The sequence below is a fragment of the Nocardia acididurans genome (assembly GCF_016741815.1).
Lineage (GTDB): Bacteria > Actinomycetota > Actinomycetes > Mycobacteriales > Mycobacteriaceae > Nocardia > Nocardia acididurans.
Map to the genome: position 1 here is coordinate 62,804 of NZ_JAERRJ010000001.1, position 21,796 is coordinate 84,599.

The following is a 21,796-nucleotide window of genomic DNA, read 5'->3' on the forward strand; positions in this document are numbered from 1 at the left end:
TCGTCAAGACGAGACGGTTCGTCTCGTCAGTGAAGTGCGTCACACCCCCGGCGACCGGTCTCGCCCGCGCCGCCGCGAAATCGACCTGATCACGGGGTTGCGGCTCTACCCTGAAACCATTCTCCAGCAGTGCATTTCAGGGAAAGCCCATGGACAAGCCGCATCCGCTCAGCGATGAACACCGAGAAGGCTTCTGGCGCAGTGTCGGGTGGCGACCCGATCTCCCGGATCAGGAACGGGAAGCGATAGAGCGCTGCTGGGATGACGAATCCATCCAGCTGGCAGAGGTTTTCGGGTTCTAGGCGCGCGCGTGCAGCGCCGTGTGCAGCGTGGCCGCCCACTGCTGCACGATCTCCTTGCGGCGCAGCGAGTCGTCGGTGAGCACGTCGGCCAGGCCGAGCCCGCGGGCCAGGTCGAGCGTGGCCTGTACGAGGTGGTGGGTGACCGGATCGGTGTCGTCCACGCCGAGGGCCTCGACGGCCATGCGGTGGGAGACGCGTCCGAAGCGGGCCTCCATCGGCAGAATGCGTTCCCGCAGTACCGGATCGGCGGCGGCGTGCGTCCACACCTGCAGCGCCGCCTTGAACAGTGGACTCGTGTACGACTCGACCAGCGAGGTCACCACCGCCTGGGTGCGGCCCACGCCCTCGGCGACCTCGCCGAGGGCGGTGGCCTCGCTCTTCGACTGCGCCATCCGGGTTTCGAACATGTACTCGAGCGCGGCCGTGATCAGATCCTCCCGGGTCGGGAAGTGATGCTGGGCCGCGCCGCGCGACACCCCCGCGCGTTCGGCGACGACGGCGACCGTGGCGGCTGCCCAGCCCATCTCGGCCAGGCAGTCGATGGTCGCCTCCAGCAGCCGCTGCCGGGTGGCCCGGCTGCGGTCCTGCTTGGGTTCGTTGGGTGTCGCCATGGTGGCTATTCTGCCCAGCTCGGTGGACGCTTCTGCAGGAAGGCCGTCATACCCTCGATCACCTCGGCGGTGCCGAAGAAGCTGCCGGACCGTTTGGCCAGGGTCTCGGCGTGCTGATCCACCTGGGCGAGGATGGCCGCGTTGACCAGTTTCTTGCTCTCCGCCAACCCCTGCGGGGAGCCCTTGCGCAGTTCGGCGCGCAGCCGGGCGACCTCGGCGGCCGGGTCGTCGGTGGCGACGGTGATGAGCCCGGTGCGTTCGGCCTCGGCCGCGTCGAAGGTCTCGCCGGTCTGGAAGTAGCGCGCGGCGGAGCGGCTGTCCATGCGCGGCAGCAGGGTCAGCGAGATCACGAACGGGGCCAGGCCCAGGCGCGCCTCGGTGAGCGCGAAGCTGCTGCCACGCCCCGCCACCGCGATATCGCAGGCGGCGACGATGCCCATGCCGCCGGCGCGGACATTGCCGTCGATCTGTGCCACAACGGGTTTCGGCAGTTCCAGGATCTGCCGCAGGGTCTGCACCATCCAGCCGGTGCGGATATCAGCCGCCGCGGCCGGATCGGCGGCGACGGCTTCGCGCAGGTCCGCACCGGCGCAGAAGGTGTTGCCGGTGTGGGTGAGCACCACCGCCCGCACCGCCGGATCCGCGGCCGCCTGCTCCAGGCCCGCCAACAGCTCGGTCACCAACCGCGACGACAGCGCGTTGCGGTTGTGCGGCGAGTCCAGGGTCAGGACCGCGAACCCGTCCCGCACCTCGTAGCGCACGAACGGTGCGTCGGTGATGTTGTCGCTCATCGAATACTCCTGCTGAATCAGTACGACCGGGGCAGGCCCAGCGAATGCTGTGCGACGAAGTTGAGCACCATCTCGCGGCTGACCGGGGCAACCCGGCCGATGCGGGCGGCGGCGAGCATGCCCGCCAGGCCGACATCGGAGGTGAGGCCGGAGCCGCCGTGCGTCTGGATCGCCTGGTCGAGGGCCTTGATACTGGCTTCCGCCGCAGCGTATTTCGCCATATTGGCGGCCTCGGCCGCGCCGAAGTCGTCACCCGAGTCGTAGAGGAACGCGGCCTTCTGCATCATGACCTTGGCCAGTTCCAGTTCGATCTTCACCTGCGCCAGCGGATGCGAGATGCCCTGGTGCGCACCGATCGGCACACCCTTCCACACGGCACGCTCCTTGGCGTAGGCCACCGCGCGGTCGATGGCGTAGCGGCCCATGCCGACCGCCATGGCCGCACCCATGATGCGCTCGGGGTTGAGGCCCGCGAACAGCTGCGCGATGGCCGCATCCTCCTGTCCCACAAGGGCATCCGCGGGCAGGCGCACATCGTCGAGGAACAGCGTGAACTGGTTGTCCGGCTCGATGATGTCCATCTCCTGCTTCGTCTTCACGAAGCCGGGGGTGTCCACCGGCACGATGAACAGCGCGGGCTGCAGGTTGCCGGTCTTGGCGTTCTCGGTGCGGCCCACGATCAGCACCGCATCGGCCTGGTCCACACCGGAGATGAAGATCTTGCGGCCGTTGAGGATCCAGTCGTCGCCGTCGCGGCGCGCGGTGGTGGTGATCTTGTGCGAGTTGGAGCCCGCATCCGGTTCGGTGATACCGAAGACCATCTTGGCGGAGCCGTCGGCCAGCTTCGTCAGCCACTGCTGCTTCTGCGCCTCGGTGCCGTATTTGGTGATGATGGTGCCGCAGATGGCCGGGGACACCACCATGAGCAGCAGGCCGCAGCCCTGCGCGGCCAGTTCCTCCTGCACCAGGGCGAGCTCGTAGATGCCCGCGCCGCCACCGCCGTACTCCTCGGGCAGGTTCACGCCCAGGAAGCCGAGTTTGCCCGCCTCGTTCCACAATTCGTCGAACGGCTCGTTGCGGCGCGCCTTCGGCCCGGCGTAATCCTTGAAGTTGTACTTGGCGGCCAGCTTGGCGACGGCCTCCCGCAGCGCCTTCTGTTCCTCGGTTTCGATGAAGCTCATCTGTTCTTACTCCTGACCTTCGCTGTCATCGGTGTGGACCACGGCGAGCACGGCGCCGACGTCGACCTGCTGCCCGGCTGTCACATTGAGTTCGGTGAGCACGCCCGCGGCGGGGGCGGCGATGGTGTGCTCCATCTTCATTGCTTCCAGCCAGAGAATCGGCTGCCCCTTCTCCACGCGGGAGCCGACCTCCGCGCCCAGCCGGATGACCGCACCGGGCATGGGGGCCAGCAGGGAGCCCTCGGCCACCTGATCGGCGGGATCCTCGAACCGCGGCAGCCGGCGCAGTGCCACCGGGCCGAGCGGGGAATCCACCGCGACGTGATCGCCGTAGCGGGCCACCTCGAAGCGGCGGCGCACCTTGCCGCGCTCGCCGGGCACCAGCAGGGTGACGGAAGCCGGTGTGGCTTCGAGCAATTCGAGACCGTCCAGGCCCGCGGGCGATTCGACCTCCAGCCCGGCGCGCGTGAGCCGGTACCGCACGTCGTGCTTACCGCTCACCTTGCTCTCGTACGACTTGCTCTGCGCCTGCGAGGGCAGATTGCGCCAGCCGCTGGGCAGGCCCGCGCCCACCCGGGCCCGCGCGCGATTGGTCGCCGCGTCGGACAGGGCCGCCGCCACCAGGGACAGCTTCTCGCCGTCCTCGGAAACCAGTGGGGCGGAGAGCTTTTCCAGACCATGCGTGGCGAAGAACGCCGTATCGGTCTCACCGGCGAGGAACGCCGGATGCCGCAGCACGTGCACCAGCAGATCCCGGTTGGTGACCAGACCGTGAATCTTGGCGCGCTGCAAGGCCGAAGCCAGCAGATGCGCTGCCTCGTCCCGGGTTTCGGCGAAGGAGATGACCTTCGACAGCATCGGGTCGTAGTGCACGCCGACCACGGAACCGTCCACGACACCGGTGTCCAGGCGCACGCCCGGCTCGGTCAGCACCGTGAATTCACCCAGCGTGCCCGGGATGTCGAGCTTGTGCACGGCCCCGCTCTGCGGCTGCCAGTCGTGCGCGGGATCCTCCGCGTAGAGCCGCACCTCGATGGAGTGACCACGCATCTCCGGCTGCGTCGCGGGCAGCGGGCGACCGGCGGCCACCTGCAACTGCAACCGCACCAGATCCAGTCCGGTGACCTGCTCGGTGACCGGATGCTCCACCTGCAGCCGGGTATTCATCTCCAGGAAGAAGAAGTCGCCCTTCTCGTCGGCCAGGAATTCGACGGTGCCCGCACCCTCGTACCCGATGGCCTCCGACGCCAGGCGGGCGGCTTCGAACAGCCGCTCCCGCATACCGTCGACCCGCTCCACCAGCGGCGACGGCGCTTCCTCCACGACCTTCTGATGCCGGCGCTGAATCGAGCACTCACGCTCGCCGACCGCCCACACCGTGCCCTGGGTGTCGGCCATGACCTGCACCTCGATATGGCGGCCGGTCTCCAGATAGCGCTCACAGAACACGGTCGGATCGCCGAAGGCCGAGGCGGCTTCACGCTGCGCGGCCTCGATCTGATCGGACAGGTCGGCGACGTCGTGCACCACGCGCATACCGCGACCGCCGCCACCGGCGGACGCCTTGATCAGCACCGGCAGCATATCGGCGGTGACCTCGGCCGGATCCAGTTGCTTCAGCACGGGGACACCGGCGGCGTCCATCATCTTCTTGGATTCGACTTTGGAGCCCATCTGCTCGATGGCGCTCACCGGCGGGCCGATCCAGATCAGCCCGGCGTCCTGCACGGCCTTGGCGAATTCGGCGTTCTCGGAAAGGAATCCGTAACCGGGGTGGATGGCGTCGGCACCGGCGGCCAGCGCCGCTTCGATGATCAGCTCACTGCGCAGGTAGGTCTCACCGGGCGTATTGCCGGGCAGCCGGATCGCGGCGTCGGCTTCCGCGACATGCGGCGCGTTCGCGTCCGCGTCCGAATACACCGCCGTCGTACCGATTCCCATGCGACGGCAGGTGGCGAACACCCGTCGCGCGATCTCGCCACGATTGGCGACCAGAACGTTCGTGATCGGCCGGGGTGGGTGGGTGGAAACAGTCACAGCGTGCCTCACATCCGGAAGACGCCGAAGCCCTCGGCGCCCTTGATCGGGGAATTGTGGATGGCGGACAACGCCATTCCCAACACCGTGCGGGTGTCACGCGGGTCGATGACGCCGTCGTCGTACAGGCGGCCCGACATGAACATGGGCAGCGACTCGGCCTCGATCTGCGCCTCGATCATGGCGCGCATCCCGGCGTCGGCCTCCTCGTTGAACGGCATGCCGCGCGATTCGGCGGCGGCCCGGCCCACGATGGAGATGACGCCCGCCAGCTGCGCGCCGCCCATTACGGCGGATTTCGCACTGGGCCAGGCGAAGACGAACCGCGGGTCGTAGGCGCGACCGCACATGCCGTAGTGACCCGCGCCGTAGGACGCACCCATGAGCAGCGAGATGTGCGGCACCTTCGAATTCGACACCGCGTTGATCATCATCGCGCCGTGCTTGATGATGCCCTTCTGCTCGTACTCCTTGCCGACCATGTAGCCGGTGGTGTTGTGCAGGAACAGAAGTGGCGTGTTCTTCTGATTGGCCAGCTGGATGAACTGGGCCGCCTTCTGCGCCTCCTCCGAGAACAGCACACCGCGCGCGTTGGCGAGGATGCCGACCGGATAACCGTGCAGCTCAGCCCATCCCGTGACGAGGCTGGAGCCGTAGAGCGGCTTGAACTCGTCGAAGTCGGAGCCGTCCACCACGCGGGCGATGACCTCGCGCGGATCGAACGGGATCTTCAGATCGGTGGGCACGATGCCGACCAGTTCTTCCTGGTCGTACAGCGGCTCGATCACCTCGGTGAGCGGACGCGGGGCCGGACCCTGCTTGCGCCAGTTCAACCGGCGCACGATGGAGCGGCCGAGCCGGATGGCGTCCTGCTCGTCCACGGCCAGGTAATCGGCGAGACCCGAAGTGCGCGCGTGCATTTCCGCGCCGCCGAGGGATTCGTCGTCGGACTCCTCGCCGGTGGCCATCTTCACCAGCGGCGGGCCGCCCAGGAACACCTTGGAGCGCTCCTTGATCATGACCGTGTAGTCGGACATGCCGGGGATGTACGCGCCGCCCGCTGTGGAGTTGCCGAAAACCAGTGCGATGGTAGGGATTCCGGCCGCCGAGAGCCTGGTGAGATCCCGGAACATGCGCCCGCCGGGAACGAAGACCTCTTTCTGCGTCGGAAGATCCGCGCCACCCGACTCGACAAGGCCGATCACCGGGAGCCGGTTCTCCAGCGCGATATCGTTCATGCGCAGGTTCTTGCGCAGCGTCCACGGGTTCGAGGTGCCGCCGCGCACGGTCGGATCCGGGGCGACGATCATGCATTCGACGCCCTCGACGATGCCGATACCGGCGATCACGCTGCCGCCGACATGGAAGTCACTGCCCCAGGCCGCCAATGGCGCGAGCTCCAGGAACGGTGAATCCTCGTCGATGAGCAGTTCGATGCGCTCGCGCGCGGTCAGCTTGCCGCGCTTGCGATGCCGCGCCATCTTGTCCGGGCCGCCACCGGCGATGTTCTTGGCGTACTCGGCCTCGACCTCGGCCAGTTTGGTCGTCATGGCCGCCGCGGCGGCCTGATAGTCCGCCGAATTCGGGTCCACGGTGGTGCGCAGAATACTCAAGACTGGAACCCCAATCGCTTGGCAGCAAGGCTGGTCAGGATCTCGTTGGTGCCGCCGCCGATACCGAGGATGCGGACATCCCGGTAGTGGCGCTCGACCTCGGACTCACGCATGTAGCCCAGGCCGCCGAACAGCTGAACGGCCTGGTGCGCAACCCATTCGGCGGTTTCGACGGCGGTGTTCTTGGCGAAGCACACCTCGGCGATCAGATCGGTCTCACCGTGTGCGGCGCGCTCCACCACATGATGGGTGTAGACGCGGGCCACATCGATGCGACGCGCCATCTCCGACAGCGTGTTCTGGACGGCCTGCCTGCTGATGAGCGGGCGGCCGAAGGTCTCGCGGTCACGGCACCACCGCAGGGTCAGGTCCAGGCAGCGCTGCGCGTGCCCGTACGCCTGCGCGGCCAGACCGACCCGCTCGCTCACGAAAGCCTGTGCGATCTGCGCGAATCCGGAGTTCTCCGGACCGACCAGGTTCGAGACCGGCACGCGCACATCGACATACGAGAGCTCGGCGGTGTCGGAGCACAGCCAGCCCATCTTCTCCAGCTTGCGGCTGACCGTGAAACCGGGCGCGCCCTTCTCCACCACGAGCAGCGAAACACCGGCCGCGCCGGGGCCGCCCGTGCGTACGGCCGTCACCACGTAGTCAGCGCGCACGCCCGAGGTGATGAAGGTCTTCGCGCCGTTCACGATGAACTCGTCACCGTCACGCACCGCACTGGTGGTGAGGTGACCGACATCCGAACCGCCGCCCGGCTCTGTGATGGCCAGCGAACCGATCTTCTCGCCCGCCAGCGTCGGCTTCACCCAGCGTTCGATGTGCTCGGGATTGCCCGAGGCCACAATGTGCGGGACCGCGATGCCACAGGTGAACAGGGAGGCGAACAGGCCACCGGAACCGCCCGCGTAGTGCATCTCCTCGCACACGATGGCGGCGTCGATACCGTCACCGCCGGAACCGCCGACGGCCTCGGGGAACTGAATTCCCAAGAGCCCCAGCGCGCCCGCCTTCTTGTGCAGTTCACGCGGGAGTTCACCGCCGCGCTCCCAGTCGTCGAGGTACGGCAGCACCTCGCGGTCGACGAAACCGCGCACGGTGGCGCGCAATTCGCGCCGCTCCGGCGTGGTCCAGGGGTTCACGTACCCAGTGCTCATGACTGTGTCCTCTCGGGCATGGACAGGGTGCCTCCGTGGTTACGCTGCGCTGCCGCCTCCGGCCCCTGACTGTCCACGCCCAGAAGCTCCACAGGGATATCGACGTGCCGGGCCCGCAGCCACTCTCCGAGCCCCTTGGCCTGCGGATCGAAACGCGCCTGATAGGCCACGCCCTGCCCCAGCAGACCTTCGACAATGAAGTTGATCGCCTTCAGGTTCGGCAGCACGTGCCGGGTGATCGGCAGCTCGGCCGTCTCCGGCAGCAGCAGCCGCAGTTCATCGGTGGTGAGGGCGTGCACCAGCCAGCGCCACTGCTCCTCGGTGCGCACCCAGACGCCGATATTGGCGTTGCCGCCCTTGTCGCCGCTGCGGGCCAGCGCGATGGTTCCCAGCGGGACACGCTTGGTCTCGCTCTGCGGAAGCGGCTGCGGCAGTTCGGGTTCGGCGACCTCGGCCAGTTCGAGGGTCTCGCTCGCGGGAGCGATGGCCACCCGGCTGCCGTCCGGCAGAACCGCCGTGTGCGGCACCTGGTCGGCGGCGACGTAGCCGGGCGTGAAGACGCCGTAGGGCCCGCCGTTTCCGGGCGGCGCGGTCAGCGAGAAGCCCGCGTAGCTGGCCAGCGCCAATTCCACTGCCACGCTGGAGAATCCGCGACCCACCAGGTTCGGGTCCGGATCCCGCACCACGCATTTGAGCAGGGCGCTCGCCTGCTCCTCGGTATCGGCGTCCGGACGGTCCAGCCGGGACAGCGTCCACTCCAGTTCGGCGGGGCGCACTTTCAGCCAGGATTCCAGCTGCCGTTGCGCCAGTTGCGCTTTCGCCTCGATATCCAGGCCGGTGAGAATGAACGTCATCTCGTTGCGGAAGCCGCCGATGGTGTTCAGCGACACCTTCACCCGCGACGGCGGCGCTTCACCGCGCACGCCGGAGACGAGGACGCGATCGGGGCCCTCCTGGGTGAGCGCGATGGTGTCCAGGCGCGTGGTCACATCCGGGCCCGCGTAGCGCGCGCTCTGGATCTCGTACATGAGCTGGGCTTCCACCGTGTCCACGGTGACCGCGCCCCCGGTGCCCGCGTGCTTGGTGATGACGCTGCTGCCGTCGCGGCGCACCTCGGCGATCGGGAAGCCGGGGCGGCCCATATCGGCGATCTCGGTGAAGAAGGCGAAGTTGCCGCCTGTGGCCTGGGTGGAGCATTCGATGACGTGGCCCGCCACCACCGCGCCCGCGAGCGCGTCGTAATCCGTACGGCCCCAACCGAAATGGGCGGCCGCGGGGCCGGCCACCAGGGCGGCGTCGGTGACCCGGCCGGTCACCACGATGTCCGCGCCCGCGTTCAGGCATTCCGCGATACCCCAGGCGCCCAGGTAGGCATTGGCCGTCAGCGGCCGGCCGAGACCGAGTTCGGCCGCACGCGGCAGCAGATCGTCGCCGGTGACGTACGCGATTTTCGCTGGGAGACCGAGCTTTTCGGCCACCTGGGTGAGCCGCTCGGCCAATCCGGCCGGATTCAGCCCGCCCGCATTGGTGACGATCCGCACCTTCTTCTCCAGCGCGAGGGCGAGGCAGTCCTCCACCTGCTTCACGAAGGTCTTGGCGTAGCCGAGGTTCACGTCCTTCATGCGATCCCGCCCGAGGATCAGCATGGTGAGTTCGGCCAGATAATCGCCGGTGAGGATGTCGAGCTGCCCGCCTTCGAGCATCTCGCGCATGGCGCTCAGCCGGTCACCGTAAAAGCCCGAACAGTTGCCGATCCGGATGACGTCCGGGTCCTCGGCGAGCTGACTCATCCCTGGGCCTCCCTATGCAGCGCTGCGGTCGCATACAGGGTCACATCGCGCCCGAAAAAAATCAAGCCTGCGCGCTTGTTTATTGCCTTCTGAACCACTTCTGGCAATCTTCTAGCTAATGATGCGTGAGTCCGATTTGTACTAATTCGGGGCGAAGCCCCTGCGGATCCCCCCGAGAGCCGGGCAGGCACAATGGCCTCGTGTCCGATGTCTCGATCATCCTGCTGCTGGCCCTCGCCGGATTCCTGCTCGGCGGGGCCTACTCGACGTGGAAGACGTCGCGGCCCATGGCCATCGTCCTGCTCGTCTGCGGCGTACTCGCAGCCGTCGGCGCCTTCCTCTGGTGGAAGTAGCTATTCGGCCTCGAGACGGAAGATGCGCAGGTCTTCCGGGACGCCGCTGAGCGGGCTCGCGAAGAAGCTGCGGCGGTAGGGCCGAACACCGAAGCCCAGCTCATCGAGGGTGTCGGGCTTCAAGGAGTCCAGCGTCGCACCGGAGAGCATGGTGTTGCCGTTGCCGCCGGCCTCCATCATGCGGGCCGCGATCGTGACGTCCACGCCCAGCCAGTCGCCGCCGATCTCCCGCGGGCTGCCGGTGTGCAGGCCCATGCGCATCTGCGGGCGGTAACCGTCGAGGGAGACGCCGGTCAGGTTCTCTTTGGCCGCGACCGCCGCACGAACCGCGCGGTCGGCGGAGGGGAACACGGCCATGACGCCGTCGCCCATACGTTTCACCACCTGGCCGCCGCGATCCACGATCGGCGGTTCGATGGCCTTGGCGACCCGGCGCAGCAGTTCCAGCGTCGCCTCGTCACCGGCGGCGAGGGACCAGCTGGAGAACGCCACCAGATCGGTGAACATGATGGTGATCTCCTGGGTGCCGCGGCCCTTGCCGACCCGCTCCAGCATGGCCTGCCACACCTGCAGTGCGCCCAGGCCCAATTCGCGTGCGGCGCTCGGGGAATCACCCACCAGCTTGTCGGCGGCGCGCGCGACCGCGCGCACCCCGCCGGGGCCGGACACCGACAGCGGATCACCGAACGCCGGATCGCCGGGCAGGTTCTCGCGCGCCTTGCGGATCGCGCCGATGAGATCGCCGCGCTGATTGGCGGCGGAGACGATGGCCGACAGCTGACCCGGGAAACGCCCCCGGCGACGCCCCTCGTCGAGCTCGGGTTCGAGCTCGGCGGGCGTCAACGGGATGACGACATCCGGATCGATACGGGGTTGCTCTCGTTCAGCCCGGGACTCACGGTCGGCGTGCGCGTCACGCGAACGGCTGCCGTTCGCGTTGCGCGACCGGTTGCGATCGTTCCCCAGCCCTTCTGTTCGGCCGGCGTCGGACGCACGCTCACCGCCGTCAGAGGGTCGTTCGCTCACGCCCAGAGCGTATCCCAGCTCTTGATCCACGGATGGATGAATTGTTGCCACCTGACACCTTCTCGATCGGTCCGAGCGGCCACATCGTTGGGCCCGCCGATGTTTGAGTGTTTTGGTTGCTGGGTAGATGCTACCGACGCCCGGAAAGGTCGGCCACACCCCTTCAAGGGGAAGCGACTTTGTTCACAGGAAGTTCTCATATCCGGGTTTGGCGCGAACATGGCATCGGCCCGATACGGAAGATTCCGTATCGGGCCGATGTGCGCCGCCGTCCGGGCAGTGGCCGGCGGCTCCCCGGGCAGGGTCTATGCGTCGCGCTTGTTCACCACGAACAACGCGGCTCCGAAAACGATCGCGACGAACACCGTGAAGTAGATCAGGCTGCCGACCGGACCCCAGTGCCAGTTGCCGCCCATCTCACCCATGGTGAAGAACCGGTTGGCGTTCTGGAAGGGCATGAACGGCCCCACATTTCGGCCGAAGCTGCCGAAGCTGCTCAGCAGGGTCTCCAGCACCAGCGGCCACAGCACGATGAAGGAGATGGCCGCCGCCGACTGCCGCAGCAGCACACCCACGCCGACCGCGAAGATCATGCTCAGCAGGGCGTACACCGGCACGCCCAGCAGGGCGCGCCACGCGCCGTCCGCGGAGAGCTCAAGCCCCGGCGTCGACCCGACGATGGCGCGCGAGATCCCGTAGGCGACCACGGCCAGCACCGCGGTCAGCACGGTGGCGTACACGCCGACCAGGCCCGCCTTCACGCTGATCACCTTGGTCCGCTGCGGGGTGGCGAGGAAGGTCGACCGGATGATGCCGAAGCGGTATTCGCTGGTCACCGACAGCGTCGCCATGATCATCAGCACCAGCACGCCGAAGCCGCTGACACTGACCACCGCGGTGGAGATGTCGAAACTCGAGGAGGGGCCCTCGCCGGAACCCGGCTTGGAGGTCGCCGCGATGAGCGCCGACAGACCCAGGGCCAGCACCACCACGATGATCGAGCACCACCACGGGGACCGGGTCGAGGTGAGTTTGATTCGTTCCGATGCGAGCACTCCCATCAGAGCGCACCTCCCATCACGTCGTCGTAACCGGCTCCGGCGCCGTGGTATTGGACCGCGCCACCGGTCATCCGCATGAACGCCTCCTCCAGCGACGCGCGCTGCGGCGACAGTTCGAACAGGGTGATGTCGTTGGCGCCGGCCAGTTTTCCGACCGCGTCACTGGTGACACCGGCGACCACCAGGGCCTGACGGCCGTCGGGGTCCGCGCCGTCCTCGCGCACGGTCATCCCGTTGGAGGTCAGCAGGCTGCGCAGCTGATCCAGCTGCGGACTGCGCACGCGCACAGACTGTTCCGAGGCGCGCTCGATGAAATCCTTGGTGGTGGTGTCGGCGATCAACCGGCCCCGGCCGATGACGACCAGATGCTCGGCGGTCTGTGCCATCTCCGACAGCAGATGACTCGACACCAGCACGGTGCGGCCCTCCGCGGCCAGCCGCTGCATGAAGCGGCGGATCCAGAGGATGCCCTCCGGGTCCAGGCCGTTCACCGGCTCGTCGAACAGCAGCACGTCCGGATCGCCGAGCAGTGCGCCCGCCAGGCCGAGACGCTGCGACATGCCGAGCGAGAAACCGCCCGCGTTCTTACCGGCCACCTCGGAGAGGCCGACCAGGCGCAGCACCTCCTCCACGCGGGAGGCGGGAATGTCGTTGGACGCGGCCAGCCACCGTAGATGCGAACGCGCCGAACGATTCGGATGCACCCATTTGGCATCCAGTAGCGCGCCCACCTTGGTGAGCGGTTTGTCCAGTTCGTGGTACGGCTTGCCGTCGATGAGCGCGGTACCGGCGGTCGGCGTGTCCAGCCCCAGGATCATGCGCATGGTGGTGGACTTCCCGGCGCCGTTCGGGCCGAGAAAGCCGGTCACCTGCCCCGGACGGACCGTGAACGACAGATCCGACACCGCGACGGTCTGGCCGTAATGTTTGGTCAGGCCCCTCAGTTCGATCATGGGCACCAGTCTTCCTCGAGAACGGACCGGGCACTATCACTCACAGGTCGCGGTTTGGGTCATCCCACAGGATTACCCACCCCTGACAAACGGTGCAGGGCGGCTCTGGGTTCACTCGGGGACACCGGGCCGATGACCCCGAGGCGAGGTCAGAGCGCCGGAGACGACGCCTGCGCCCAGAAGCGCTTCGGAATCCGGCCCGCCTGCCTCGCCAGCCAACCCGCCTGGACGGCGTGCGCCATGGCCGAGGCCATGAGCGCGGGCTGCCGGGCCCGGGTCACGGCCGTGGCGAGCAACACGGCCGAGCAGCCGAGCTCCATGGCCAGCGCCGCGTCGCTGGCAGTGCCGATACCCGCGTCCAAGATCACCGGGACCTGCGCCGCGGCCACGATCATCTCGATATTGTGCGGATTGGAGATGCCCAGGCCGGTGCCGATGGGAGAACCCAGGGGCATGACGGCGGCACAGCCGGCGTCCTCGAGGCGGCGGGCCAGCACCGGATCGTCGGTGGTGTACGGCAGGACGGTGAAACCGTCGTCCACCAATTGCTCTGCGGCGCTCACCAATTCGATGGCATCGGGGAGCAGGGTGCGCTCGTCGGCGATGACTTCCAGCTTCACCCAGTCGGTTTCGAGCGCCTCGCGAGCCAGCTGCGCGGTGAGCACGGCCTCGGCGGCGGTGCGACAGCCCGCGGTATTGGGGAGCGGTGCGATCTCCAGACGTTTGAGCAGATCGAGGACACCGGTGCCGCCCGCGGCGTCCACCCGGCGCATGGCGACCGTGGTGAGCTCGGTACCCGAGGCGACCAGGGCCTCCTCGAGGATCGAAAGGCTTTCCGCGCCACCGGTTCCCATGATCAGGCGGGAGCCGAAGGCGCGGCCCGCGATGACCAGCTGCTCGTCGGGGAATGCCGAGTTATCCACCCTGCACCGCCGTCAGCACCTCGATCTCCCAGCCGCGACCCACCTGCTCGTCCCAGCGGGACTTGGGGAACAGCGCGCCGTCCACCGCCACCGCGACACCCTGACAGGGCAGGTTCAGCTGCTCCAGCACCTCGCGCACGGTGGGCGGTTCGGTGAAACTGTGGTCGACACCGTTCACGGTGATGCCGATCGGGATGGTCATCGAACTCCTCCTGCGGAAATCGGTGCGGTGGAACGACTGTGCTCGCTACGACTGTGCTCGCCGCCAAAGCGCCCGGGGTCGGCCGCACGGGCCTCGGGCAGCGCACTGCCCGACAGCAACGCCAGCACGGCGTCGGCCGTTACCGGGACGCCGAGAATGCCGTTGCGCCCGTGCCCGGTAGCCGCGATCACCCGCTCGTCGAGGTGGCCGATCAGCGGCAGATTGTCCGGCGACCCCGGCCGCGAACCGGCGATCGCCTCGGCGAACTCGTATTCGCCGATGCCCGGGAACACCGTCTCGGCATCGGTGATCAGGTCGCGCACCCCGGCCACGGTGACGGCGGTGTCGAACCCCGCCTCGTATTGTGTTGCACCCAGCACGATCCCGTCACGCCGCGGCACAAGATATATAGGACGGCCGTGCACCCGCGCCCGGATCACCCGGTGCGGTGGCGGCGGGGCGCTCGGCCGCCGTCGCAATCGCAGAATCTCCCCCTTCACCGGCCGCACCGGCAATCCCGGCCACAGCTCGGCCGACGCCGCACCCGCGGCCAGCACGATCCGATCCTGAGTCAAGGCACCCAGCGCGGAAACCTTCTCGTCCCGGAATTCCACCCCTGCCCCGGCAGCGGCAGCACGCAGTGCGCTCACCAGCGCACGGTTGTCGACGGCCGGTTCCGCCGGAGACAGCAATCCCGCGCGAATCCCCCGGCCCAGCCCCGGCTCAACCTCCCGCACCCCGGCCCGATCCAGCAACCGCAGCTCGCGCTCGTCCGGACCCGCACCGACGGCATGCGGCTGAACGGACTCAACGGAATCGGGGCCTCCGACCCGCGGTCGCGCTTGGTCGTGGCCGCGATCCGGCTGCGCCCGCGTCTTCGGATTGACGAAGTCGGCGATCGTGCGCAGATCAGCGGCGTCGGCCCCGTCCAGCGCGACAGTGAGAGTCTGATCGGCGGTGACGAGTTCGGTGCCGGTGAGCACCCGCAGCCGGGTCGCGAACTCGGGCCAGCGGGCCAGCGACGCGGCCCCGAACGCGAGGGCGTCCTCCTCCCCCGGCCACCCCTCCGACAGCGGCGCGAGCATCCCGCCCGCCACCCACGAGGCCCCCGACCCCACCGCCGGATCGAACAGCGTGACCGCCCAGCCCGATTCGGCGGCCCGCCAAGCCACCGACAGCCCGATCACACCGCCGCCGACGACGGCCAGAGTCCGCATTACTTCCACCTCACCAGTCCGGATCACCGCGACCCGCGTAGACACCGCGCGAAGTTCGCTCCGAGCAGGAAAGACCTCGCACCGCCGCATGGCTCGCGCCCCGCAGCTCATTCGACTCTCCACGGTAGCGCGGTGGCCGCAGAGGTCCCGCGCCAACCCGGATCGCAGCACCAGCCACCGGCGCAGTCCGTCCCCGCAGCGCGGACCGCCGACGTCCCGCGCCAACCGGATCGCAGCACCGGCCACCCGCGCAGTCCGTCTATGCGGCGCGGCCCGGGGTGCAGATCCCGGTCATCCGCCGGACGCCTCGGATTGGCGCGGCCCGTCGGCGCGACTACGGTCGAAAGGGTGCAACTCTCCCACCCGAACCGGCCCGTACCCCCGCGGGAGCGCCTGGCCACCGCGCGCCTGTACCTGTGCACCGACGCGCGCCGGGAGAAGGGCGACCTCGCCGCCTTCGCCGAAGCCGCCCTCGCCGGTGGCGTCGACATCATCCAGCTGCGCGACAAGGGCTCGGCCGGTGAGAAGGAATTCGGGCCCCTCGAGCCCAAAGCCGAACTGGGCGCGCTGGCCGAACTGAAGGCCGCCGCCCGCAGGCACGGCGCCCTGGTCGCGGTGAACGACCGGGCCGATATCGCCCTGGCCGCCGGAGCCGACGTCCTGCACCTCGGCCAGAACGATCTCCCGCCCTGGTACGCCCGGCGCATCCTCGGCCCCGACGTCGTCATCGGCCGCTCCACCCACAACCGCGCCCAGGCCGGTCTCGCCGCCATCGACGAGCACATCGACTACTTCTGCACCGGCCCCATCTGGGCCACCCCCACCAAACCCGGCCGCCAAGCCGCGGGCCTCGATCTGGTGCGCTCGACGGCCGACGCCCACACCAAACGCCCCTGGTTCGCCATCGGCGGCATCGACGACGAACGGCTACCGGAAGTCTTGTCCGCCGGGGCAACTCGCGTCGTAGTGGTCCGCGCCATCACCGCCGCCAACGATCCGGAGGCGGCGGCACGCGCACTCAAGCAGCGCATTCTGGACCACGTCGGGCCGTAGTCGCCGTCAGGCGGGATCCAGGCGGATGGGGATGCCGTTGAGATTGGACATGCCCGCCAGATGTTCTATGTCGGCGGTGGCGGTGGACATGAGGTCGTTGGGGTTGGCGCCGCCCGCGGCGTTGGCCCGGCGCCAGCCGCCGCGGTGACCCCAGCCGTGGGGGATGGCGACGGTGCCGGGGGTCATGTCGTCGGTCAGCTGGGCGGTGACCTCGATGGAGCCGTGCGGGGAGGTCACGCGGCAGCGGTCGCCGGTGGAGATGCCTACTGAGGCCGCGTCTTCGGGGTTGATGCGGGCGGCGTGTTCGCGGTTGCCGCGCATGAGGGGTTCGGCATTGTGCATCCAGGAGTTGTGGGATTTCAGTTCGCGCATGCCGATGACGCGCAGGGGGTAGGCGGGGTCGGTGGGGATGGCGGTCAGGAAGCGGAGTTCGGCGAGGATTTCGGCGGGGGCCAGATGGACTCGATTGTCCTTGTGCTGCACCACGTCTCGAAGGACGCCGGTGGCGATGGCGTCGGCGAGGACCAGGCCGTGCGGGTGGCGGCGGAGCTTGCGCAGGCTCAGGCCGCCGCGGCGGAGGCCGAAGAGGTCACCATAGGGGCCGGTGCGCAGGGCCAGGTCGACCAGCAGCGGCGGGGTGGGGCGGACCTTGGAGCCGCCGGGGAGGTTGCGGCGGAGCGCGCCGAGCAGGCGGGCCGGAGTGCGGGCGGGGCCGAAGGCGAAGGGCTGCACGCCGATTCGGGTGGCGATGGCGTCGATGATCTGCCATTCCTCGCGGGCCTCGCCGTACGGTCGCACCACGCGCTCGGTGTACTGGGTGTACGGAGTCGGGGACAGGGCTGTGAACGGAAGCGGGATGTCGTCACGTTCCAGGAAGGTCGTGGCGGGGAGAATGTAGTCGGCGCCGCGATTGGTTTCGTTGATGTACAGATCGATGGAAACGTGCAGGTCCAATTGCTTGATGGCGGAAGCCAATTCGCGCGGGTTGGGAACCGAGGAGACCGGGTTTCCGGCCGAGGTGAACAGGGCGCGCAGGCGGCCGGGGCCGGGGGTGGTCATCTCCTTGGCCATGATGGCGGCCGGGAATGTGCCCAGCACATCGGGGAAATCGCCGATGCGGGAACGGTTCTTGCCGTAGCCGATGAGGCCGAGGCGGGCGTTGAGCTCGGAGACGGCGACCAGTTCCTTGCCGAACACCACGCCGCCGGGGGCATCGAGGTTGCCGGTGACCAGGGCCAGCGCGTCGATGAGGAAGGCGACCAGGGTGGCGTGCCGCCCCAGGCAGGTGCCGGTGCGGCCGTAGACGGCGGCGGAGTCGGCGCGGGCCAGATCCCGGGCCAGGGCGCGGACGCGGTCGGGTTCCAGGCCGGTCACCTCGGCGGTGGCCTCGGGAGTGAATCGCGCTACCGCGCCGCGCAATTCGCTCGCACCGGAGGCCTGCCGCCGCAGGGCCTGCTCGTCCGCCAACCCTTCCTCGAAGATCACCTGCAACATCGCGGCGAGCAGCCAGGCGTCGGCGTCGGGCCGGATGCCGACGTGTTCGAACAGCCGCGCGGTCTCGGTGCGCCGTGGATCGACCACCACCACGCGCCCGCCGCGCCGGGGAATCGCGGTGAGCTTCTCCCGGATTCGCGGCACGCTCATCACACTGCCGTGCGACACAACGGGATTCGCGCCCAGCATGAGCAGGAAGTCGGTGCGGTCCAGATCCGGCACCGGCACGGAGATCAGTGACCCGTACAGCAGCTGACTGGCGACGAACCGGTTGTTCACGTCCTGCGATCCGGCGGAATACACATGCCGCAGCCCCGCTGCCAGCTGAAATCCGACTATCCACAGGGTATGTGAATAAGAGAAGGAGGACGGATTGCCGAAATACCAGCCGAGGCTTTCCCTTCCGTGATCACGGATGAGCGCCCGCAGTCGCCCTCCGATGTCATCGAGCGCCTCGTCCCAGGACACCCGCTCGAATCCGTCGCCGGTGCGCCGCAGCGGATACAGCACCCGATCCGGATCGTTCTGGATCTCGGTGAACGCGATCCCCTTCGGGCACGCGTTCCCCTGCGACAGCGGATGCTCCTTGTCGGCCCGCAGGCGCACCAGCCTGCCGTCCTCGACCGTGGCGATCAGGCCGCACAGCGGCTCGCAGATCCGGCAGTACGTGGGAATCTCGCGCTGGCTCACGCCCTCAAGACAACACCTGCTCCAGAGTGAGCAACAACACATTTCCGGCCAATTCGGTCTGTTCCGAACCGGATTCGCCGGCTGCGAAGCGGGCCGTGTGCCCGTTTCCGTTGCCGCTCGCCTGCAACCACACGAACCCCCGATCGGCCAGATCCAGGGTGCGCGGCAATGCGGCCGCCACCGCCGTCGGATCGGCCAGGCCGTCCAGGGCCACATTCGTGGGCACCGCGCGCAGCGCCGGCCAGGCGAGCGCGAATCCGGGATGCAGCGGGCGGCCGTCCACCTCGTCCTCGGGCACCCACGCCAATTCCTTGCTCTCCAGATTCCCGCGGGTGCGCAGCCGATCGGCCGCATCGGCGATGACCGTGGTGTACGTCCACCCGCTGGGCGCGGTCGCGGTGACCCGGGATCCGCGCACCCGAATGGATCCGGCGACGATCCCGGCCTCCTCCTCGGCCTCCCGGACGGCCGCGTGCACGGTGGTCTCGTGGGAGTCGCGCGCGCCGCCCGGCAGCGCCCAGGTACCGCCCTGATGACTCCACGCGGCCCGATGCTGCAGCAGCACGGCCGACCCGCCGCCGATCAGCGGGGCACGCAGCAACAAACCGGCAGCACCGAATCGACCCCACTGGCGGGTGCCGTCGGGACTCTCCGACCAGCCGTCCCCGTCACCACGCATACTTCGCATCCCATCCTCGGACCCCGCCGCGCCCCCGGCGGGTGTTCCCGCGTCACGGCCTCGGTACGTCCACAATAAGCTCAACCGAATACAACTAGTCGGTCGTTCGGTTCTGGTCAGTGGGAGGTGAGCATGGCTCGCACCGAGGAGTTGCGGCTCGAGGAGTTGTCCCCGCGCGCCGCGGCCGCCTCCCTCCGCGAACGCTTCGACACCGCCGAGATGCGGCTGTTCGCGCGCTCGTCACCGGCCAAACTGATCGTGATGGGACTCGTCCTGCTGGGGCTGTGCGTCGCGGCGGGCGCGGTCACCGCGACGGCGGTCACCGACCGGCAACACGCCCTCGACGTGCTGCTGGATCAGGCCGAGCCGGACGCGTACTCGGCGCAGCGGCTGTACACCTCGCTGTCCATCGCGGACGCGTCGGCCGGGACGGCGTTCATCTCGGGCGGACTGGAACCCAAGGCCGTGCGCGACCGCTACACGCAGGCGCTCGGGGAGGCGTCGGCGGAACTGGTGACGCAGTCCGACCGCAGCGGCGGCGCGGACACCCACCTGCGGACCGGCATCGCCACCGGACTGCCCGTGTACGCCGGACTGGTCGAGACCGCACGCGCCAACAACCGGCTCGGCGAACCGGTCGGGGCCGCCTACCTCAGCGAAGCCTCCAACCTGATGCAGTCGACCATGCTGCCGATGGCGCAGGAGCTCCAGGAGCATCGGGCCTCGGCCATCACCGAAACCCAGCGCAATCACGTGCGGCCGCCGTGGCCGGCGATCGTGCTGCCGCTGCTCGCGGTGGGCGCGCTGACGGTGGCGCAGGTGTTCCTGTTCCGGCGCTGGCACCGGGTGCTCAATGCCGGGCTGCTGCTGGCCACCGCGACCATGGTGGTGCTGCTGTCCTGGACGGTGGTCGCCGGATTCATCTCGGCGGTGGACACCACGCACGCCCGCGACGACGGCAGCGTGCCGACCTCCGCGCTCACCGAGAGCCGAATCCTGGTGCAGCAGGCGCGCACCGCGGAAACGCTCAAACTGGTGCGACGGGATATGGGCGTCGAATACGACCGCACCTTCGACGAGGCCACCACCCGGTTGAGCGAGATCCTCGGCAACTATCCGAGCGACGCGCCGGGCCACCGCGAAGTCTCCACCGCAACCGCGGCCCTGGACCGGTGGCGGGGCGCGCATCAGCGCATGAACGACGCGCTCTCACGGGGCGATTTCATCGGGGCGGGCGCGGTCGCCACCGGGAACGGGGCCAATGAGGCCACCGCCCAGGTCGACGCACTGGACCGGGCCCTCGCGGACGGGATCGGCGATACACGATACGAATTGCGCGCCAATACTTCTCACGCGGCGCGGACGCTGGATCTACTCGCGCCGGGCGCGCTGGTGCTGAGCACGGCCGCCGCGGTACTCGTCGGGGTGGGCCTGTGGCCGCGGTTGAGGGAGTACCGATGAACGGCACCGCCCCGGAACCGACACCGCGCACAGACTCCGCACCGTGGACACGCGGCGGCCCTGGACCGACGCCGCGGAAAGACTCCGCACCGTGGATGAGCAGCAGCTCTCGCCCGAAGCCGGGTGCGGACTCCGCACCGTGGACACGCGGCGGCTCTCGACCGAAGCCGTTTGCGGACTCCGCACCGTGGATGAGCGGCGGCTCTCGCCCGACGGCGCGCAGGCCGCTCCGCAGACGCCTGCTACCGGCGGCGCTGGCGGTTCTGGCGGTGACGCTGAGCGCCGGATGCGGCGACACCTCGCCGCCGCCCGCGCCGTCCACCCGGGTGCCCAGCTACATCGAACCGCCGCTACCCTCGGGAGCCATTGCGGCGCAGACGCATTCGTCGCTGCCGCCGGAAGCTCCCACCTGCTCGGATCCGACCGCCAGCCTGCGCCCCGACGGGAGTCGCAGCGGAGCCGAACTCGACGCGATCAAGGCGCGCGGACGTCTGATCGTCGGTCTCGACCCCGGCAGTAATCTGTTCAGCTTCCGCGATCCGATCACCGGCACGCTCGCCGGATTCGACGTGGACATCGCCAAGGAGATCGCCCGCGATCTGCTCGGCAATCCGGACGCCATCGAGTACCGGATCCTCGGCTCCGCGGACCGGGAGCGCGCGCTGCAGGAGCGCACCGTCGACGTGGTCGTGAAGACCATGACCATCACCTGTGAACGGCGGCAACGGGTTACGTTCTCCACCCCCTACCTGGAGGCGCATCAGCGGGTGCTGACCGTGCGCGACTCCGGCATCACCGGGCTCGCGGATCTGGCGGGCAAGCGGGTGTGCGTGGTGCGCGGCACCACCTCCCTGGACCGCATCCGGCGCGAACAGCCCGCCGCCTCGATTCTCACCGTCCCCAGTTGGGCGGACTGCCTGGTGGTGCTGCAGCAGCGGCAGGTCGACGCGGTCAGCACCGACGACGCCGTGCTGGCGGGCCTGGCCGTGCAGGATCCGCTGACCGAGGTGGTCGGCCCCAACCTCAGCAACGAGCAGTACGGCATCGGAATCTCCCAGGGCTCCGACAATCTGGTCCGCTTCGTCAACGGGGTGCTCGAACGCATCCGCACCGACGGCACCTGGAACCGCCTCTACCAGCGGTGGCTGGCCGCCGCCCTCGGCGCCGCCGTCCCGCCACCAGCCAGGTACCAGGACTGA

At 68.8% G+C, this 21,796-nt stretch carries 19 protein-coding genes; 4 read left to right on the top strand and 15 right to left on the bottom strand.

Features of this window, described 5'->3' with window-relative positions; genetic code table 11:
• Positions 1–298 precede the first annotated feature (298 nt).
• Genes JK358_RS00300 through JK358_RS00330 form a run of 7 tightly spaced genes read right to left on the bottom strand, consistent with a single transcriptional unit; the run spans position 299 to position 9,485 of the window.
• Positions 299–913, bottom strand: a complete 615-nt coding sequence (locus JK358_RS00300) for a TetR/AcrR family transcriptional regulator (protein WP_201941897.1) — start codon at positions 911–913, stop codon at positions 299–301.
• 5 nt (positions 914–918) lie between these two features.
• Complete coding sequence (locus JK358_RS00305) at positions 919–1,704, bottom strand: enoyl-CoA hydratase family protein (protein ID WP_201941899.1); 786 nt, start codon at positions 1,702–1,704, stop codon at positions 919–921.
• A 17-nt stretch (positions 1,705–1,721) separates the two neighbouring features.
• On the bottom strand, positions 1,722–2,885 hold the full coding sequence (locus tag JK358_RS00310) for an acyl-CoA dehydrogenase family protein (protein ID WP_201941901.1): 1,164 nt from the start codon (positions 2,883–2,885) through the stop codon (positions 1,722–1,724).
• A gap of 6 nt (positions 2,886–2,891) precedes the next feature.
• Positions 2,892–4,922: an ATP-binding protein gene (locus tag JK358_RS00315; RefSeq protein WP_307817200.1), complete on the bottom strand. Its 2,031-nt coding sequence runs from the start codon at positions 4,920–4,922 to the stop codon at positions 2,892–2,894.
• Between the two features lie 8 nt (positions 4,923–4,930).
• A complete protein-coding gene (locus JK358_RS00320) occupies positions 4,931–6,535 on the bottom strand; it encodes an acyl-CoA carboxylase subunit beta (protein WP_201941908.1) in 1,605 nt (534 codons plus the stop codon).
• A complete protein-coding gene (locus tag JK358_RS00325; protein WP_232850556.1) occupies positions 6,532–7,695 on the bottom strand; it encodes an acyl-CoA dehydrogenase family protein in 1,164 nt (387 codons plus the stop codon). Before JK358_RS00325 ends, JK358_RS00320 begins: the two co-directional genes overlap by 4 nt.
• Positions 7,692–9,485: an acyclic terpene utilization AtuA family protein gene (locus JK358_RS00330; RefSeq protein WP_201941911.1), complete on the bottom strand. Its 1,794-nt coding sequence runs from the start codon at positions 9,483–9,485 to the stop codon at positions 7,692–7,694. Before JK358_RS00330 ends, JK358_RS00325 begins: the two co-directional genes overlap by 4 nt.
• A 200-nt stretch (positions 9,486–9,685) precedes the next feature.
• On the opposite strand from JK358_RS00330, the gene JK358_RS00335 reads away from it, so the two are divergent.
• A complete protein-coding gene (locus JK358_RS00335) occupies positions 9,686–9,838 on the top strand; it encodes a CG2302 family histidine operon protein (RefSeq protein WP_201941914.1) in 153 nt (50 codons plus the stop codon).
• Here the strand turns inward: JK358_RS00335 and JK358_RS00340 are convergent, their stop codons facing one another.
• The 6 genes from JK358_RS00340 to JK358_RS00365 form a co-directional block, all read right to left on the bottom strand.
• A complete protein-coding gene (locus JK358_RS00340; protein WP_443677897.1) occupies positions 9,839–10,606 on the bottom strand; it encodes an adenylate/guanylate cyclase domain-containing protein in 768 nt (255 codons plus the stop codon).
• Between the two features lie 563 nt (positions 10,607–11,169).
• Positions 11,170–11,925, bottom strand: a complete 756-nt coding sequence (locus JK358_RS00345) for an ABC transporter permease (RefSeq protein ID WP_201941917.1) — start codon at positions 11,923–11,925, stop codon at positions 11,170–11,172.
• Positions 11,925–12,878, bottom strand: a complete 954-nt coding sequence (locus tag JK358_RS00350) for an ABC transporter ATP-binding protein (RefSeq protein WP_201941920.1) — start codon at positions 12,876–12,878, stop codon at positions 11,925–11,927. The genes JK358_RS00345 and JK358_RS00350 overlap by 1 nt, the downstream gene beginning before the upstream one ends.
• A 149-nt stretch (positions 12,879–13,027) precedes the next feature.
• Positions 13,028–13,801, bottom strand: a complete 774-nt coding sequence (locus JK358_RS00355) for a thiazole synthase (RefSeq protein WP_201941923.1) — start codon at positions 13,799–13,801, stop codon at positions 13,028–13,030.
• Positions 13,794–14,003, bottom strand: a complete 210-nt coding sequence (gene thiS, locus JK358_RS00360) for a sulfur carrier protein ThiS (RefSeq protein ID WP_201941926.1) — start codon at positions 14,001–14,003, stop codon at positions 13,794–13,796. Before thiS ends, JK358_RS00355 begins: the two co-directional genes overlap by 8 nt.
• Complete coding sequence (locus JK358_RS00365) at positions 14,000–15,220, bottom strand: FAD-dependent oxidoreductase (protein WP_201941929.1); 1,221 nt, start codon at positions 15,218–15,220, stop codon at positions 14,000–14,002. Before JK358_RS00365 ends, thiS begins: the two co-directional genes overlap by 4 nt.
• Before the next feature lie 348 nt (positions 15,221–15,568).
• Between JK358_RS00365 and thiE the strand changes: the two genes are divergently transcribed.
• Positions 15,569–16,273 (top strand): thiamine phosphate synthase, encoded by a 705-nt coding sequence (gene thiE, locus JK358_RS00370; RefSeq protein WP_201941932.1) that lies wholly within the window; start codon positions 15,569–15,571, stop codon positions 16,271–16,273.
• A gap of 6 nt (positions 16,274–16,279) precedes the next feature.
• On the opposite strand, the gene JK358_RS00375 is transcribed toward thiE, so the two are convergent.
• Together JK358_RS00375 and JK358_RS00380 are read right to left on the bottom strand one after the other, a co-directional pair.
• Positions 16,280–18,457, bottom strand: a complete 2,178-nt coding sequence (locus JK358_RS00375) for a molybdopterin-containing oxidoreductase family protein (RefSeq protein ID WP_307817201.1) — start codon at positions 18,455–18,457, stop codon at positions 16,280–16,282.
• Positions 18,458–18,461: 4 nt separating this feature from the next.
• Positions 18,462–19,136 carry an NUDIX domain-containing protein gene (locus JK358_RS00380; RefSeq protein ID WP_201943688.1) on the bottom strand — a complete coding sequence of 225 codons (675 nt, stop codon included), beginning with the start codon at positions 19,134–19,136 and terminating at the stop codon, positions 18,462–18,464.
• A gap of 132 nt (positions 19,137–19,268) precedes the next feature.
• Here JK358_RS00380 and JK358_RS00385 point away from each other — a divergent pair, with 132 nt between their 5' ends.
• Both JK358_RS00385 and JK358_RS00390 read left to right on the top strand, forming a co-directional pair.
• A complete protein-coding gene (locus tag JK358_RS00385) occupies positions 19,269–20,597 on the top strand; it encodes a GlnX family signal transduction membrane protein (RefSeq protein ID WP_201941938.1) in 1,329 nt (442 codons plus the stop codon).
• 191 nt (positions 20,598–20,788) lie between these two features.
• A complete protein-coding gene (locus JK358_RS00390) occupies positions 20,789–21,796 on the top strand; it encodes a glutamate ABC transporter substrate-binding protein (RefSeq protein WP_201941941.1) in 1,008 nt (335 codons plus the stop codon).

Bases quoted from the DNA above. Each gene is read 5' to 3' on its own strand.
- JK358_RS00345 (WP_201941917.1), bottom strand. From the start codon at position 11,925: ATGGGAGTGCTCGCATCGGAACGAATCAAACTCACCTCGACCCGGTCC.
- JK358_RS00365 (WP_201941929.1), bottom strand. From the start codon at position 15,220: ATGCGGACTCTGGCCGTCGTCGGCGGCGGTGTGATCGGGCTGTCGGTG.
- JK358_RS00325 (WP_232850556.1), bottom strand. From the start codon at position 7,695: ATGAGCACTGGGTACGTGAACCCCTGGACCACGCCGGAGCGGCGCGAA.
- JK358_RS00350 (WP_201941920.1), bottom strand. From the start codon at position 12,878: ATGATCGAACTGAGGGGCCTGACCAAACATTACGGCCAGACCGTCGCG.
- JK358_RS00305 (WP_201941899.1), bottom strand. From the start codon at position 1,704: ATGAGCGACAACATCACCGACGCACCGTTCGTGCGCTACGAGGTGCGG.
- JK358_RS00385 (WP_201941938.1), top strand. From the start codon at position 19,269: ATGGCTCGCACCGAGGAGTTGCGGCTCGAGGAGTTGTCCCCGCGCGCC.
- JK358_RS00380 (WP_201943688.1), bottom strand. From the start codon at position 19,136: ATGCGTGGTGACGGGGACGGCTGGTCGGAGAGTCCCGACGGCACCCGC.
- JK358_RS00310 (WP_201941901.1), bottom strand. From the start codon at position 2,885: ATGAGCTTCATCGAAACCGAGGAACAGAAGGCGCTGCGGGAGGCCGTC.
- JK358_RS00300 (WP_201941897.1), bottom strand. From the start codon at position 913: ATGGCGACACCCAACGAACCCAAGCAGGACCGCAGCCGGGCCACCCGG.
- JK358_RS00390 (WP_201941941.1), top strand. From the start codon at position 20,789: ATGAGCGGCGGCTCTCGCCCGACGGCGCGCAGGCCGCTCCGCAGACGC.
- JK358_RS00330 (WP_201941911.1), bottom strand. From the start codon at position 9,485: ATGAGTCAGCTCGCCGAGGACCCGGACGTCATCCGGATCGGCAACTGT.
- thiS (WP_201941926.1), bottom strand. From the start codon at position 14,003: ATGACCATCCCGATCGGCATCACCGTGAACGGTGTCGACCACAGTTTC.